The 15,343-nt window shown below is 71.6% G+C and carries 13 protein-coding genes; 6 read left to right on the top strand and 7 right to left on the bottom strand.

All coding sequences use genetic code 11. The annotated features are described in order from the left end of the window. On the bottom strand, nt 1-753 hold the full coding sequence (locus ACZ79I_RS35755) for a CoA transferase subunit A (RefSeq protein WP_471503284.1): 753 nt from the start codon (nt 751-753) through the stop codon (nt 1-3). A gap of 221 nt (nt 754-974) precedes the next feature. Here ACZ79I_RS35755 and ACZ79I_RS35760 point away from each other — a divergent pair, with 221 nt between their 5' ends. Then, a complete protein-coding gene (locus ACZ79I_RS35760) occupies nt 975-1,460 on the top strand; it encodes a MarR family winged helix-turn-helix transcriptional regulator (protein WP_471503286.1) in 486 nt (161 codons plus the stop codon). Between the two features lie 136 nt (nt 1,461-1,596). Continuing rightward, nucleotides 1,597-1,917, top strand: a complete 321-nt coding sequence (locus tag ACZ79I_RS35765) for a hypothetical protein (RefSeq protein ID WP_471503288.1) — start codon at nt 1,597-1,599, stop codon at nt 1,915-1,917. Between the two features lie 53 nt (nt 1,918-1,970). Here the strand turns inward: ACZ79I_RS35765 and ACZ79I_RS35770 are convergent, their stop codons facing one another. Beyond that, nucleotides 1,971-2,957 (bottom strand): DUF3048 domain-containing protein, encoded by a 987-nt coding sequence (locus ACZ79I_RS35770; protein WP_471503290.1) that lies wholly within the window; start codon nt 2,955-2,957, stop codon nt 1,971-1,973. Nucleotides 2,958-3,195: 238 nt separating this feature from the next. Next, a complete protein-coding gene (locus ACZ79I_RS35775; protein WP_471503292.1) occupies nt 3,196-4,266 on the bottom strand; it encodes an ATP-dependent DNA ligase in 1,071 nt (356 codons plus the stop codon). A 75-nt stretch (nt 4,267-4,341) separates the two neighbouring features. Here ACZ79I_RS35775 and ligD point away from each other — a divergent pair, with 75 nt between their 5' ends. Then, complete coding sequence (gene ligD, locus ACZ79I_RS35780) at nt 4,342-5,397, top strand: non-homologous end-joining DNA ligase (RefSeq protein WP_471503294.1); 1,056 nt, start codon at nt 4,342-4,344, stop codon at nt 5,395-5,397. 93 nt (nt 5,398-5,490) lie between these two features. Here ligD and ACZ79I_RS35785 read toward each other — a convergent pair whose 3' ends face one another. Then, nucleotides 5,491-7,701, bottom strand: a complete 2,211-nt coding sequence (locus ACZ79I_RS35785; RefSeq protein ID WP_471503296.1) for an OmpL47-type beta-barrel domain-containing protein — start codon at nt 7,699-7,701, stop codon at nt 5,491-5,493. Then, a complete protein-coding gene (locus ACZ79I_RS35790) occupies nt 7,698-10,229 on the bottom strand; it encodes a ThuA domain-containing protein (protein ID WP_471503298.1) in 2,532 nt (843 codons plus the stop codon). Before ACZ79I_RS35790 ends, ACZ79I_RS35785 begins: the two co-directional genes overlap by 4 nt. A gap of 199 nt (nt 10,230-10,428) precedes the next feature. Between ACZ79I_RS35790 and ACZ79I_RS35795 the strand changes: the two genes are divergently transcribed. Further along, on the top strand, nt 10,429-11,409 hold the full coding sequence (locus ACZ79I_RS35795; RefSeq protein WP_471503300.1) for a multicopper oxidase domain-containing protein: 981 nt from the start codon (nt 10,429-10,431) through the stop codon (nt 11,407-11,409). Between the two features lie 88 nt (nt 11,410-11,497). After that, the gene (locus ACZ79I_RS35800) at nt 11,498-12,589 is read left to right on the top strand and encodes a LacI family DNA-binding transcriptional regulator (protein ID WP_471503302.1); all 1,092 of its coding nucleotides are present in this window, start codon (nt 11,498-11,500) and stop codon (nt 12,587-12,589) included. A gap of 22 nt (nt 12,590-12,611) precedes the next feature. Here ACZ79I_RS35800 and ACZ79I_RS35805 read toward each other — a convergent pair whose 3' ends face one another. Next, a complete protein-coding gene (locus tag ACZ79I_RS35805) occupies nt 12,612-13,829 on the bottom strand; it encodes a glycoside hydrolase family 64 protein (RefSeq protein ID WP_471503304.1) in 1,218 nt (405 codons plus the stop codon). A gap of 163 nt (nt 13,830-13,992) precedes the next feature. Continuing rightward, nucleotides 13,993-14,784, bottom strand: coding sequence for a VOC family protein (locus ACZ79I_RS35810; RefSeq protein ID WP_471503306.1), 792 nt, complete (start codon nt 14,782-14,784; stop codon nt 13,993-13,995). Nucleotides 14,785-15,055: 271 nt separating this feature from the next. Here ACZ79I_RS35810 and ACZ79I_RS35815 point away from each other — a divergent pair, with 271 nt between their 5' ends. Further along, on the top strand, nt 15,056-15,307 hold the full coding sequence (locus ACZ79I_RS35815; RefSeq protein WP_471503308.1) for a WhiB family transcriptional regulator: 252 nt from the start codon (nt 15,056-15,058) through the stop codon (nt 15,305-15,307). Nucleotides 15,308-15,343: the final 36 nt, after the last annotated feature.

Raw genomic sequence — 15,343 nt, forward strand, 5'->3', positions numbered from 1 at the left:
TCAGCGAACCGTCCTCTTCTCGATCTTCTTGTCCGCCGCCTGCTCGGGCGTGAGCGCCACCACCCGCTGCACGAAGATCCCCGGCAGGTGCACCGCGTCGGGGTCGATCCCGCCGGGCTCGACCAGTTCCTCGACCTCGGCGACGGTCACCGTGCCCGCCATCGCCGCCAGCGGGTTGAAGTTGCGGGCCGACCTGTGGAACACGAGGTTCCCGTGACGGTCCCCCCTGGCCGCCCGGACCAGGGCGAAGTCGGTGCGGATACCGCGCTCCAGCACGTACTGCGCGCCGTCGAACTCCCGTACCTCCTTCGGGGGCGAGGCGAGTGCGACGCCTCCCTGCCCGTCGTAGCGCCACGGCAGTCCGCCCTCGGCGACCTGTGTTCCGACGCCCGCCGGGGTATAGAAGGCCGGGATCCCCGCCCCGCCGGCGCGCAGCCGCTCGGCCAGCGTGCCCTGCGGGATCAGTTCCACCTCGAGTTCCCCGGCCAGGTACTGGCGCGCGAACTCCTTGTTCGCCCCGATGTACGAGCCGGTCACCCGGGCGATCCGCCCGGCCGCGAGCAGCACGGCAAGGCCCGACTCCATCGCCCCGCAGTTGTTCGACACCACCGACAGCCGGGAGACACCCCGCTCGTGGAGCGCCTGGATCAGCAGGTTCGGCACACCGCTCAGGCCGAAGCCGCCCACCGCCAGCGACGCGCCGTCCGGCACATCGGCCACCGCCTCCAGGGCCGTGGCGACCACCTTGTCCATCCGTGAAGCCCCCTCTTCCCAAGCACCCTGTGCGGCGCTCGAACGGTGCAGTTGGTCAGGGCACTGATTATCTACGCGAGGTGTCCTCACGCTGCCATCGTCGGTACGGAAGCGTCAATACATCGGAGAACACCGGATCCGACCACCGTTTTCCTCGGTGGATGGGCCCGCCTCCGGGGGTATCGTTCAGTGCACAAACCAAAACGACCAGGGGAGTGCACATGGTCGCGGTGGACCTCTCCACCCACCCCGGGCACCTGGCCCGGCGGCTGCAGCAGGCCCACTACCTGCTGTGGAACACGATGGTCTCCGAGGAGATCACCTCGCCGCAGTTCGCGGTCCTGAACGCCCTCGTCGCCGAGCCGGGCCTCGACCAGCGCACGGTGGGGGAGCGGGTGGGACTCGACCGGTCCACCATCGCCGAGGTGATCAGCCGGCTCGGCCGCCGCGGCCTCCTCGACAAGGTGCGCGACCCCCAGGACGGCCGCCGCTTCCTGCTGCGCCTCACCCGGGAGGGCACCCGGACGCACCGCAGGCTGACGGTGCGCACCGCCCGGATGAACCAGGTCTTCCTGGCCCCGCTGTCCGCCGACGAGCAGAGCCTGTTCCTCGAACTCATCCGGCGCGTCTCGGACGCGGCCGAGGAACTGCGCCGTCCGGTGGGCCCGGCAGGCCCACCGGATCCCCTTGCGGCGGCCGGGGTGTGACCGCACGCCACCAGGGCGGCTCGTCCGTTCAGCGGACTCGGCACACCGTGATGCGGACGGGCAACTAGACTGGCAGCCCTCGCAGGGCCCGACATGCGTCTCAGCGAAGGAAGGCGGCACCACCGTGGACCGGACCGTGGCCACTCGTTCCCCGCACACCTCCGCCGACTGGTGGGTCACGGCCGACCAGGCGCGGCATGCGGCGCAGGGCGGTCTCACGAGCGCCGCCACGGCCCCCGACCTGCTGCGCGCCCTCGCCGAACTCGACCGCGCCCGGCGCCAGTCCGTGGTCGCCGTCGGCGCCGCCGTGGAAGCGCTGCTCGCGGGAGGCGTCGCCTGGGAGGCGATCGCGGCCGCCCTGGGATTCGGCTCGGCCGAGGAGGCACGCCGGGCGCTCGTCGCCGCCCGGACGGACGCGGCCGAGGCGGCCGACCGCCGACGGGGCCGCCGGGCGTAGCGAGGCCGCCCACGGGTCGCGGCGCGGGAACGGGCGCCCCGGCCGCTCACGGGTCATGCCCGGGCCAGCACCACCCACACCTGTCCGCGCGCGAAGGTCATCGGCCTGCCGTCCGCCGTGGTGAACCGCGTGCCGTCCTCGGCCGAGGCGCGCCGCCAGTCGACGTGGAACACCCGCCCGTCGCGCAGCACGTCGGCCTTCCCCGAGCCCACGGTCTCCGAGTACGGGGAGTTGTTGCCGAGGACGTCGTGGAAGCGTGAGGCGCGTACCCGCACGTACTGCACCACCACCGTCGCCGGGGCCACCCGCGCGCCGTCCGTCGTCACCGTCGGGGTGCCGTCCATCGCCACCCGCCAGCGGTGCTGCCCCGCGGACCAGGTGAAGGTGAAGCGGGCCGACGGGAAGCGGACCGTGCGCGTGGTCTGGGGCGTGCCGCCCGCCGGTGCGGCGCCGAAACGGAAGCCCGTCGTCAGTGCGGCGGCCCCGGGCGCGGACTCCATCAGCCGCCGGGGCCGCAGAAAGAGGTTGTGCGGCGCGGCTTTGCCGGAGCCGCGGAAGTAGGCGTCCGTGTTCTTCTCGGGCGGCTCGGGGGTCAGCGGCGCCTTGTCGATGAGCGGCAGGAGTTTGTGCTGCGCCCCGGAGAAGGCCAGCGTTGGCTCGTCGAACTGGCGCAGCAGTTCCAGATCCGACTCGCGTGCGCTGCGCACCGGCCCGACCACCTTCGGCAGCTTCGTCGCGAACACCGCCATCAGCCGGCTCAGACCGCCCTCGACCTGCTCGGCGTAGATGACGTCCGCCTGCTCCAGCCCCGTCTGCGGGCGCGCCGCGGCCACATTGTCGATCTTCACCGCGAGTACCGGGCCTGTGGGCGGGGCGGAGGTCCGGCCCCCGTCGTCCGGGTGCCGCGACTGCTGCTCGCCCCTTCCGTCCGGGGACCCGCCGCCCGTGCTGCACCCGGCCACCAGGGATCCCCCCACCGCGGCGGCGGTGAGCAGCACCGCCGCCGTCACGCCGCGCCGTATCCGCGCGTTCCGTCGCATGCCCACCGCTTCCACCGAGTCCCCCGTGGCTTGAATTGTGCGCTTGTCCGTTCATCGGAGGCTATACCCGATCCGTCCGGACTCGGGCGTGCCGCCGACGGGGCCCGAACGGCTCGGCGGGACGGGCTGCCAGACGGGACGGGCTGCCAGACGGGACGGGCTGCCAGGCGGGACGGGCTGCCGACCGGACGGGAGGCTCAGCCGGAGGGCGGCTCGCGGGAGGCTGCCGGTGGGACGTTCAGTCCGGGGAGCCGAGGATCTCCCCGAGGTCGTAGCGCACCGGTTCCTCCAGCTGGTCGTAGGTGCAGCTCTCCGGCGTGCGGTCCGGGCGCCAGCGGCGGAAGCGCGCCGTGTGCCGGAACCGCACCCCGTTCTCCATGTGGTCGTACGCCACCTCCGCCACCCGCTCGGGCCGCAGCGGCACCCAGGACAGGTCCTTCTTCCCCGACCAGCGGCTCGGAGCCCCCGGCAGCCGGGCCGTCTCGTGCGCCACCTCGTCCGACCAGGCCGCCCACGGATGGCCCGCGGCGTCCTCCATCCGCAGCGGTTCCAGCTCCTCCACCAGCTCCGCGCGCCGCTTCATGGGGAACGCGGCGGACACGCCCACGTGCTGGAGGGCACCCCGGTCGTCGTACAGCCCGAGCAGCAGCGACCCCACGACCGGGCCGCTCTTGTGGAAGCGGTAGCCCGCCACCACGACGTCCGCCGTGCGCTCGTGCTTGATCTTGAACATCACGCGCTGGTCCGGACGGTACGGAAGGGAGAGCGGCTTGGCGATCACCCCGTCCAGGCCCGCGCCCTCGTACCGCTGGAACCACTGCTCGGCCACCGCGCGGTCGGTCGTCGCCGGCGCCAGGTGGACGGGCGGCGTCACGCCCGACAGCTCCCGTTCCAGCAGGGCGCGCCGGTCGCTCAGCGGGACGTCGAGCAGCGATGCGTCGGCCAGCGCCAGCAGATCGAACACCACGAAGGACGCCGGGGTCTTCTGCGCGAGCATCCGCACCCGCGAGTCGGCCGGGTGGATCCGCTCGGTCAGCGCGTCGAAGTCGAGGTGGCCCTCCCGTGCGACGACGATCTCGCCGTCCACCACGCACCGGTGCGGCAGCCGCTCCCGCAGCGCCTCCACCAGCTCAGGAAAATACCTGGTCAGCGGCCTTCCCGTGCGGCTTCCCAGCTCGACCTCCGCACCGTCACGGAACACGATGGCCCGGAATCCGTCCCACTTCGCCTCGTACTGCATGTCCGGCGGGATGCTCGCCACGGGCTTGGCGAGCATCGGCTTCACGGGCGGCATCACCGGCAGGTCCATGCCTTTGATTCTGCGGCCGAGCGGGGGGATCCGCCCGGTGTGCGAGGGAGGTACCACACGCCTACCGTGGCTGGCATGGGTGATGCGATGGAGTTGGAGGCGGCGGGCAGGACGGTGCGGCTGTCCAGCCCCGGCAAGGTCTTCTTCCCGGAGCGCGGCTTCACCAAGCTGGACCTCGCCCGGTACTACCTGGCCGTCGGCCCCGGGATCCTGCGTGCCCTGCGCAACCGTCCCACCACCCTGGAGCGCTACCCGGACGGTGTGACCGGCGAGTCCTTCTTCCAGAAGCGGGCGCCCAGGAACATGCCCGACTGGATCCCCACCGCCCACATCACTTTCCCGAGCGGCCGCAGCGCCGACGAGATGTGTCCCACGGAGGTCGCCGCCGTGGTGTGGGCCGCGCAGTACGGCACGCTCACCTTCCATCCGTGGCCGGTGCGCCGTGACGACGTCGACCGCCCCGACGAACTCCGCATCGACCTCGATCCGCAGCCCGGCACCCGCTTCGCCGACGCGGTGCGTGCCGCCCACGAACTGCGGGCGGTACTCGACGAGTTCGGGGGGCTGCGGGGCTGGCCCAAGACCTCCGGCGGCCGGGGGCTGCACGTCTTCGTGCCCATCGAACCGCGCTGGACCTTCACCGAGGTGCGCCGCGCCGCCATCGCCGTCGGACGGGAACTGGAGCGCCGCATGCCGGAGCAGGTGACCATCGCCTGGTGGAAGGAGGAGCGGGGCGCGAAGATCTTCGTCGACTACAACCAGACCGCCCGCGACCGCACCGTCGCCTCCGCCTACTCCGTGCGCCCCCAGCCGCACGCCCCCGTGTCCGCGCCGCTGCGCTGGGAGGAGGTGGGCGAGGCGGACCCCCGTGACTTCGACCTGGCGAGCATGCCCGGCCGCTTCGCCGAACTCGGCGACGTGCACGCCGACATGGACGACCACGCCTTCTCCCTTGAGGCGCTGCTCGACCTGGCGCGACGCGACGAACACGACCACGGCCTCGGCGATCTGCCGTATCCGCCGGAGCACCCGAAGATGCCGGGCGAGCCGAAGCGGGTGCAGCCGAGCCGCGCCCGGCGGGAGGGCGCGCAGGGAGACCGGGGGAAGCCGGGCGGGCCCTCGGCTCCGTGACCACCGCGGACTGCCCGGTGCCCGGTGGCGTGCGGCCGCCGCGATCACGGCCTGCCGCACGCCACCGGGGCGCCGGTCACCCGGACGGCGACCTCACAGGTCCTTGATCCGGATGTCCCGGTAGGAGATCACATCCGTCGTGCTGTGCACCTGCAGCCCGATGTACCCGGAGGCGAACCGCCGCCCGTCCGTGCCCGGGTCGTCCGAGCGGGGCGGGTAGAACTCCTGGCCGCCGGCGTTGTCGAACTCATTGATCAGCACGCCGTTGCGGTAGACCGAGTAGTGCTGGTCGACCACACGGATCTCGTAGTCGTTCCAGGTGCCCTTCGGCGTGACACCCGCCCCGGCCAGACCCACCCGGTCGAAGCCGTAGACCGAGCCGGTCTTGTACATGTCTCCGTCGGGCCGGTCCAGCACCTGCACCTCGTGCCCGTACTTGATGGCGACCCACTCCGGCCTGGGCTCCTCGGGGTGGTCGTGGACCCAGGGGAACCGTACGAACACACCGGAGTTGGCGTTCCCGTCACCGGGTGCGTCGTCCCGCCACTGCAGCTTCAGCGAGAAGTCCCCGTACTTGCGCCGCGGGAACCACAGCATGCCCAGGCCCGAGACGGTGGTGCCGCTCGTCATCGACCCGTCGGGGTTCAGCGCGAAGGATCCGCCGCCCACATGCTCCCACGCCGCGAAGGACGCGGCCGTACCGTCGAAGACCGTGCGGTAGCCCGTCGTGTGCCCCGGCGTGCCGATCCCCGAGTCGCGGGCCGCCGTGCGGATCGCCCGGTACTCGCGCTGGTCGATCACCCCCTCCGTGCGGAGCCTGTCCAGGACCGTCTTCACATGCTTCAGGAACAGCGCCTGGGAGGTCCACTCCTTCTCGTCCTCGATCAGTTCGCCGATCCGGCACCGGTTGTCGGTGACGCGGTTGCGCACACCGGAGTCGACCGTGCCCACGAACACCGTCGACCGCTCGTCGTACTCGGGGCAGTCGGGCGCGGGGACGCCGCCGCTCGGCACGACGGTGAAGCTCACCGTCCGCGGCTCGGAGACGTTGCCGGCCGTGTCGCCCGCCCGGTACGCCACCGTGTGGGCTCCCGCACGGTCGACGACGACGGGCCCGCCGTACTCCAGGTACGGGCCGCCGTCGAGCGAGTACTCCACCGACGCGACGCCGGAGCCGCCGTCGTCCGTCGCACTCACGGTCACCCGGGCGTTGCCCACGTACGCGCCGTCGGAGTTCCTGGTGCCGTCCACGGTCGCCCCGGTCACGGGCGGCGTCGTGTCCTGCGCGGGCGGTGCGACGACCGTGAACGCGACGCTCCGGTCCGCGGACACGTTGCCCGCCTTGTCGGTCGCGCGGTACCGCACGGTGTGCGCGCCGAGTTGGTGCACCATCGCGGGTGCGGTGTACGGCTGCCAGGAGCCGGAGTCGACCGCGTACTCGATGGTGTTCACCCCGGAGCCCGTGTCGGACGCGGACACGGTGACCGTCGCCATGCCGACATACGCCCCGTCGGCGTTCCGCTCGCCGGTCACGGTCGCCGAGGTCTCCGGCGGGGTCGTGTCGTCCGTCGGCGGGGCGACCACGGTGAACTCGACGCGCTTCTCCGCCGCCGTGTTGCCCGCCCTGTCGACGGCCCGGTAGCGCAGCGCGTGGCCGCCCACCTGGTCGATCACCACCGGGGCGGTGTACGGCTGCCAGGCGCCCGCGTCGCCGACCGCGTACTCGACCCGGTCGACCCCGGACCCACCGTCGGTCGCGGTGACGGTCACGGTGGCCGAACCGACGTACGCGCCGTCGGCGTTGCGTGCTCCGTCCACGGACGCGGAGGTGACGGGGGCGTCCGTGTCCGCGCCGCCCCCGTCGGTGACGACCAGGACGCCCTGCATCCGCTCGTGGCCCGGCATCGTGCAGTAGTAGCGGTAGCGGCCCGGGGTGAGCGTTACCTCGGCGGTGTGCCGGCCGTGCCGGTCGTCGTTCGGGTTGGCCAGGATGTTGAGCTGGACGTCGTTGTTGTACTCCGGATCGGAGACGTCGAACGTCAGCGTGTGCGGCATGCCGGTGGTGTTGCCGGTCGCCGCGCTGTTCTCGAAGACGATCGTCGCCGGGCCCGCGACCGCGGTCTGCGGCGCGGAGGCGTACGCCGTGATGCCGTCGCCGGCGGTCCAGGTGAGCACCTGAGGAGCGGCGGCGTCCGGGGTCCGCTCGCTCCGCCCGAAGGCGGACGGGGCCAGCCCGGTCACCAGCAGCAGGGCCGCCAGCAGGGCCGTCCAGACTCTTCGTCCGTTTCCCCGCGCGCGCGTCATGCGCCCCTCCTGACCAGCTGGCCGGCGGCGGGGGTGGGACCGCCACCGGTGTAGGTGACCCGCCACAGCGCCGACTTGGCGTCCGAGGTGAAGAAGCCGCGCCCGTAGTCGAGGACGTACAGCGCGCCGTCCGGGCCGAACTTCCAGTCCATGAGGTTCTTGATGCCGTCGTTGCCGGTCGGGACGATCTTCTTCAGCGACTCCGCGTGCACCGGCAGCCCGCCCTCGCCCTGGTTCCCCGGGTCCATGAGCACGGCGTCACGCGGCTGGTCGGCGTCGTAGAAGTCGCCGACGAACCATTTGCCGTCCCAGTAGGCGGGCCACTTGACGTCGCTGGCGCTGTCCGGGTCGTAGCGGTAGACCGGACCGTTCATCGCGGCCTGCCCGCCGCCCTTGAGCCATGGCAGCAGATACGTGGCCTCCTCCTTCTTGTACGAGGGGACCCCGTTGGCGTCGCGCGGATACTCCGGGCCGCCCCCCTGGGGCGAGTACCAGATGTTGTTGCCGGTGACCGGCGGCAGACGGACCAGACCGTCGTTGTTCGGGGACTCGTTCCTCGGGTGGTCGCAGTCGTACCAGCCGAGCGGCTGCGACGGATCCGGCAGATTGCGGTCACGGTAGGGCTGCTTGTCGCCCATGCAGTACGGCCAGCCGCGGTTGCCCGCCTTGGTGATGACGGCGAACGTGTCGTACTTCGCCGGGCCCCAGACCGGGGACGGCTCGCTCGCGTCGGGGCCGACCCAGCCCGCGTAGAGGATGTCGGTCTTCTTGTCGACGAAGATGCGCGCCGGGTTCCTGACGCCCATCACATAGATCTCGCCGCGTGTCTTGCCGCCGCCCTCGTCGGTCTCCTTGCCGGTGAAGAGGTTCCCTTCGGGAATCGTGTACGTCCCGTCGGGCTCCGGGTGGATGCGCAGGATCTTGCCGTTGAGGTTGTCGGTGTTGCCGGCGGTACGGCGCGCGTCCGCGAACGAGACGCCCCTGAAGCTGGGCTGCGGGTTGTTGCCGGAGTAACCGTCGCTGAACCGGCTGGAGTTGTTGTCGCCGGTGGCTATGTAAAGGTTGCCCTTGGAGTCCCAGGTCATCCCGCCGCCCGCGTGGCAGCAGCTGTGGATCTGCACCGGCCATGCGAGCAGCACCTTCTCGCTGCCCAGGTCCAGCTTGTCGGTGGTGAGGTCGAGCGTGAAGCGGGAGACGCGCCGCTCGGCCATGTGTGTCCCGCGGTTGATCCGGGAGTGCGGCGTGTAGTGCAGATACACCCAGCCGTTCTGTTCGAAGCGCGGGTCGAGTTCGATGCCGAGCAGCCCTTCCTCGGCCTTGGTCAGCTCGTCGCCGCCGCCCTTGTTGCCGAACACGGTCAACTCGCCCGCCAGCGTGACCTTTCCGGTCTTCGGTTCGTAGACGTGGATCTGGCCCTTGCCCTTGCCGATGTCCGGATCGTTCCAGTCGGTGACCACCGGCTGGGAGGCGTCCCCGCCGCCGCGGCCGATGTACAGCACGCGTCCGTCGGGGGCGGTCACCAGGCCGTGCGGCTCGCCGATCTGGTCGCTCTGCCCGGGCTGGTTGGGCTTGGTGAGCCGCTCCGCCTTGTAGCCGGCGGTGATCGTCGCCTTGCAGTCGGCCTGCACCAGCCGCGTCGTCCACAGCAGGGCGCCGCGCAGATGCGCGCGGAAGTCCGTCTCGTCGTAGGACGACACGGTGCCTCCCATACCGGTGTAGAAGGAACGGCCGCCGTCGTAGTCCCGGCACCAGCTGACCGGATGGTCCCAGCCGTTCGCGCTCGCGCCGGGCCGGTACGTGGACTCGCGCACCCGCGCCACCGTGTGCACGTCGCCGGACGGGTTCTTCACCCAGTTCGGCCACACGTCCGGGCGCTTCCACTGCAGCGGCAGGTCCTTGGTGGCCGGGTGCCGGCGGTCGCCCACCTCGACGACGGCGCGCTGGACGTCCGTCGGGCCGCCGGCGGCCGGGCGGGCGCCGACCAGTCCGGTGAACCAGTCGGAGTACGGTTCCGCCCGGGCCGCGTCATGGATGCCGACGAAACCGCCGCCCGCCTCCATGTACGCCTCGAGGCCCGCCTCCTGCTCGGGGTCGAGGACGTCCCCGCCGCCGGTGAGGAACACGATCGTGTTGAAGCGCCCCAGCTTCTTCGTGTCGGTGAAGACCGACGCGTCGTCGGTGGCCTGGACCTTGAAGCGCTGGTTCGCGGGCCCGGACAGGCCGATCCCCTCGATCGCCTCGATCCCGGCGTTCACGACCGGCGACTCGTCCCCGGCCGCCGCGGAGCCGTAGAAGACTAGGACGCGGACGTCGTCACCGCCCGGCGGCGCCTTGACGGACATCGTTGTCGAGGCGGGTTCCGGCGCCGGGCGCGCGCTCGCGGACGGGCCCGAGAGGACCCCGGCGCTGACGACCCCGGCGGCGAGGGCCGCGGCCCATCCCCGTCCTCTCGTGGCGAACCCTCGTGAGCCCCGTAAGCCTGGTAAGCCTCGTACGTCCAAGGGTCTTTGATGCGATATGAGCCGCATGTGGTCACCCACCCCTCGTCGGTCACGGCAACAGCGCCAAGGAAGCTAGACGCCTTTGCGCGACTCGCCAATAGGTATGACCGCAATACAACAAACTTTGTCCTTGGTGTGGATAAACTGCGGGCATGCCGCTACCGTCCCTCTCGTTCGTCTCAGCGGCTCGTCTCCGTGAATTCCGTCGTGGCATGGGGAGTTCGGCATGGACAGACGCAGTTTCAACCGAGGGATGCTGCTTGGTGGCGCAGCCGTCGCGACATCGTTGTCCATCGGCACGGAGGCCGCGGCCGCCGGCGGCCCGCTGCGGACCGCACCCGCCGGCGGCGAGGTCAGACACATCAAGCTGTACGCCGAGGAGCTCGACGGCGGGCAGATGGGGTACGGCCTGGCCAAGGGGAGGGCGACCGTTCCCGGCCCGCTGATCGAACTCGTTGAGGGCGACACGCTCCACATCGAGTTCGAGAACACCCTGGACGTGGCGGCCAGCCTGCATGTGCACGGGCTGGACTACGAGATCTCCAGCGACGGCACCAAGTGGACCAGGAGCGATGTGCAGCCGGGCGACACCCGCACCTACACCTGGCGCACCCACACCCCCGGCCGCCGCGCGGACGGGACCTGGCGGGCGGGCAGCGCGGGGTACTGGAACTACCACGACCACGTCGTCGGCACGGAGCACGGCACCGGCGGGGTGCACAAAGGCCTGTACGGGCCGGTGATCGTACGCCGCAAGGGTGATGTCCTTCCCGACGGGACGCACGCCATCGTGTTCAACGACACGATGATCAACAACCAGGTGCACTTCGGACCCGACTTCGAGGCGACGGCCGGCGACCGCGTCGAGTTCGTGGTGATCACCCACGGGGACCTCTACCACACGTTCCACCTGCACGGGCACCGCTGGGCGGACAACCGCACCGGAATGCTCACCGGCCCGGACGACGGGAGCCGCGTCGTCGACAACAAGATCGTGGGACCAGGGGACTCCTTCGGCTTCCAGGTGATCGCGGGGGAGGGGGTCGGAGCGGGCGCATGGATGTACCACTGCCATGTCCAGAGCCACGCCGACATGGGGATGACCGGGATGTTCCTGGTGAAGAAGCCGGACGGGACGATTCCCGGGTACGACCCGCACACCGGCCACGACGCGCACGGTCATCAGGCGCCGCACAGGCGTCCGTGACATGCGGGCTCCTCCTCGTCGGAAGCGCTCTCAGCGCCACCGGTCTCCCGGGCTATCCTGATCGGGAACCGCCGGGGAGGAGTCCGAAGTGACCGACACCGTGCCGCGCCCCACGCTGGAGGCCGTGGCTGCCCGGGCCGGGGTGTCGCGGGCCACCGTCTCCCGGGTCGTCAACGGCGGCGACGGTGTGCGCCAGCCCCTGGCCGAGCGGGTGCGCCGGGCCGTCGAGGAACTCGGCTACGTACCGAACCAGGCGGCACGCAGCCTGGTGACCAAGCGGCACGACGCGGTCGCCGTCGTGATCGCCGAACCGGAGACCCGTGTCTTCGCCGACCCCTTCTTCGGTCTGCAACTGCGCGGGATCAGCAAGGAGTTGACCGCACACGACGCCCAGCTCGTGCTGCTGCTCACGGAGGGGCGCGCCGACCACGCACGGGTCGGCCGGTATCTCGCGGGCGGTCATGTCGACGGTGCGCTCGTCTTCTCGCTGCACCTCGAAGACCCGTTGCCGGAGCTGGTCCAGCGCGCCGGGGTGCCCACGGTGTTCGGCGGACGGCCGGGCTGGGGCGGCGGCGCGCGCAGCGCCGTGTACGTGGACAGCGACAACCGTGGCGGCGCCCGCGAGGCCGTACGGCATCTCGTCGGACTCGGCCGCCGGCGCATCGCGCACATCACCGGCGCCCTCGACCAGACGTCCGCCGTGGACCGGCTCGACGGGTTCCGGGACGTCATGGTCGACGCCGATCCGCGGCTGATCGCCGAAGGCGACTTCACCCCGGCCGGGGGCGAGCGTGCGATGCGGGAACTGCTGGAGCGCTGCCCGGACCTGGACGCCGTGTTCGCCGCCAACGACCTGACCGCGTCCGGCGCCCTGCGCGTGCTGCGCGCGCAGGGGCGCCGGGTGCCCGACGACGTCGCCCTGATCGGCTTCGACGACATGCTGCCGGTCGCCGAGCAGACCGACCCACCGCTGACCACGATCCGTCAGGACATAGAGGAGATGGGCCGGCTGATGGCCAGGCTGCTGCTGCGCGGCCTCGACCGGCGAGGCGGCGGGCCGGGCGGGGGCGGGGCCCCCGGCGGTGCTCCGGGCGGTGCTCCGGGTGGTGCTCCCGGCGTGGGCGACGGGCCGTCCAGCGTGGTGCTGCCGACGACCCTGGTGCGACGCGCGTCCGCGTGAGCGCGCCCGGGCGGGCATGCGGTCAGGAGCCGACCGTCACCGTGAAGCGCCTCGGGTTCCCGTCGTACGCCGCCCCCGACACATCGGGCTGGCCGTCCGGGCGTACGTCGTCGTACGGGAACGCGTACCCGATGGGGGAGTTGGCGTGCACCACGCGCGCCCAGTGGTTGGTCACGTCGCCCTGGTAGTAGTCGGCGCTGGTCGCGCCGCCCGGCTGGTCCGGGTGGGTGAGCATGAGCGAGCGGTTGAAGCCGGCGGCCAGGCGGGCGAGAAGGGCCTTCTTGTCGTCGGGGTCACCGGGGTTGTTGGCGAACGGCCCGTGGTTGCAGGTGAAGACGTCCTTCGAGGTGGGTTTGGCGAAGGTGTGGCCGCCGGTGAAGGTGAGCGTGTCACCGCTGACCCGGCCGGTGAACACCCCCCGGCCGCCCTGGAGGTCGATCCTCAGGTCGGTGCCGCGGTACTTGTCCCAGACCTGGTCGGCGTAGGCGGTCCACAGGCCGCGGAACGGCATCCGGTCCGGCTGGTCGAAGTACGGTGCCATCAGGTTCTGCGGGGAGATGACCCGCAGCACCTTCCCGTCGACGCGGACCACGAGCTGGTCCCAGGGCTGTCCGTCCTCGGCGGCCTGCGCGGTCAGGTCCGAGGCGATCCTGTCCACGGCGCCGCCGGGAAGCGGCGCGACCGTGTGGGTGGCATCACCCTCCAGGGTCAGTCCGATCGGGAGGGCGGTCACCAGGTCGACGTAGCTGATGTTCGCGTACAGCTGGGCGGAGTTGAAGGTGAACTCGCAGAACGACCACGTCTTCGCGTAGTTGGGGTCCGCGGGCGTCGCGAACGCCGGCTCGACGAGGGCCGGGCCCGGGTTCAGGAAGAAGTCGAGGGTGTCGTCGCGCACGAAGTAGATCCGTGCGCCGAACATCTGGGGGAGCGTCAGCACGGTGGGCGCGGAACCCGCGGGCCCGAGCGGGATGGCACAGTCCACGGGCAGCGGGGTCCCCGGCGCCGAGGGCGAGGCCGGCCGGTAGACGCTGCCGTCCGCCCGCAGCAGCATCCAGTCGCCCGTCGACTGCTCGTGCCCGGTGACGTAGGCGCGGACCGTGCCCGGTAATGAGGCGTTGCGCAGTGCGAGTTCGCAGGTGGCGGGTGCCGCGTGGGCGGCATCCGGGCCGAGGGCGCCGGCCCAGGCGGGGGAGGTGGCGGCGACGGCCGCTCCGGTCAGAAACACTCGGCGTGATATCACGAGTCGTCTCCTGGGGGGTGTGGGGGGAGCGCAGGATGCCCCGTGCCCAGGGGCTCCTGCGGTGTTCCACACTGTCTCCAGGGGAGGTTGAGGCGTCAAGGGTTATGACTGAGAGCGCTCTCACCAATTCTCCGCCTTCAAGAAATGACGGCTCCCTCGCGCCTCAGTCCCGCCGCGGGGCGCTCTTGAGCACCGCGAACCGCGCTCCGTAGGGGTCGGCGAGACCGGCGATGCGGCCCACACCGTCGAGGTCCGTCGCGGGCATCCGGACGCTGCCGCCGAGCTCCTGTGCCCGGCTCACCGTGGCGTCGGCGTCCGTGACGTCGAAGTACGGCAGCCAGTGGGCGCCGGACCGCACCCTTGCGGGATCGCCGGTCAGGGGCACCAGGCCGCCGAACATGGAGTCCGCGCCGGCACCCCCGGGGTTGACGCAGGTGTAGGTGCCGCCGGGGAACGGCACGCCCTCGGTCTCCCAGCCGAGCACCCGGTGGTAGAACGCGGCGGCCCGGGCGATGTCCAGGGTGTACAGCTCGACCCAGCACAGCGAGCCGGGGGCGCCGGCCACCTCGATGCCCTTGGTCCGGCCCGGCTGCCAGATGCCGAACGGCACGCCGGCCGGGTCGGCGAGGACGGCCATGTGGCCCTGCCCCATCACGTCCATCGGCTGGACGAGCACGCTGCCGCCGGCCTGCTCGGCCGCCTTCGCGGTGGCCTCCGCGTCGGGGCTCTGGAAGTAGACGGTCCAGGACGGCGGGCCCTGCTCCGGGGTGGTCCGCATGGCGCCGGCGGCGGTCTTCCCGGAGAGCTGGAAGAAGCCGTAGCCGCCCGCCTCGGGGCCCGCCGAGCGGAACTGCCAGCCGAAGAGACCGCCGTAGAAGGAGATGGCGCCGTCGAGGTCGGAGGTGCCGACATCCAGCCAGTTGGGGGCACCGTCGACGAAACGGGTGGTGAGCATGAGTGCACTCCTCGGAGGTTCCCGTTACCTGCACTGCCGAGTCTCGCACCGCCCACCGGCAGGTGCCGCCGGAGCGACACGACCGGCTCGCGTGGCGTTCGGAGCGAGCGGATCCGGCCTTCTTGCGGGCCGCCGCGCGCCGCCGTGCACCGCCCGCTCGGCAGGGGCATCATCAAGAGCCGTCGCTGTCCGACCGCCGTGGGAGCCCGCCGGGCGAGCCGTTGATCCCGCGTTGATCGAACGTTTTTCGCCGCTCGGCACGATCTCGGCCATGCACACAGAAGCAATCACTGCGTCCGACATCGCCTGGCAGGAGCAGGCGCTGTGCGCGCAGACGGGGGCCGATTTCTTCTTTCCCGAGCCGGGCAGCTCGGTGCGCGAGGCCAAGCGCATCTGCGGACTCTGCGAGATCCGTTCCGCGTGTCTCGCCTACGCCCTGGAGAACGACGAACGGTTCGGCGTCTGGGGCGGCCTGTCCGAGAAGGAGCGGATGCACCTGCGGCGCACGGAGGGGGACCGATGAAGGGACACCGTACGAAGGCGGATCGTGGCCGGTCCG

This window comes from Streptomyces sp. PSU-S4-23 (assembly GCF_055632315.1).

Bases quoted from the DNA above. Each gene is read 5' to 3' on its own strand.
- ACZ79I_RS35815 (WP_471503308.1), top strand. From the start codon at position 15,056: ATGCACACAGAAGCAATCACTGCGTCCGACATCGCCTGGCAGGAGCAG.
- ligD (WP_471503294.1), top strand. From the start codon at position 4,342: ATGGGTGATGCGATGGAGTTGGAGGCGGCGGGCAGGACGGTGCGGCTG.
- ACZ79I_RS35760 (WP_471503286.1), top strand. From the start codon at position 975: ATGGTCGCGGTGGACCTCTCCACCCACCCCGGGCACCTGGCCCGGCGG.
- ACZ79I_RS35775 (WP_471503292.1), bottom strand. From the start codon at position 4,266: ATGGACCTGCCGGTGATGCCGCCCGTGAAGCCGATGCTCGCCAAGCCC.
- ACZ79I_RS35770 (WP_471503290.1), bottom strand. From the start codon at position 2,957: ATGCGACGGAACGCGCGGATACGGCGCGGCGTGACGGCGGCGGTGCTG.
- ACZ79I_RS35785 (WP_471503296.1), bottom strand. From the start codon at position 7,701: ATGACGCGCGCGCGGGGAAACGGACGAAGAGTCTGGACGGCCCTGCTG.
- ACZ79I_RS35810 (WP_471503306.1), bottom strand. From the start codon at position 14,784: ATGCTCACCACCCGTTTCGTCGACGGTGCCCCCAACTGGCTGGATGTC.
- ACZ79I_RS35790 (WP_471503298.1), bottom strand. From the start codon at position 10,229: ATGCGGCTCATATCGCATCAAAGACCCTTGGACGTACGAGGCTTACCA.
- ACZ79I_RS35755 (WP_471503284.1), bottom strand. From the start codon at position 753: ATGGACAAGGTGGTCGCCACGGCCCTGGAGGCGGTGGCCGATGTGCCG.
- ACZ79I_RS35795 (WP_471503300.1), top strand. From the start codon at position 10,429: ATGGACAGACGCAGTTTCAACCGAGGGATGCTGCTTGGTGGCGCAGCC.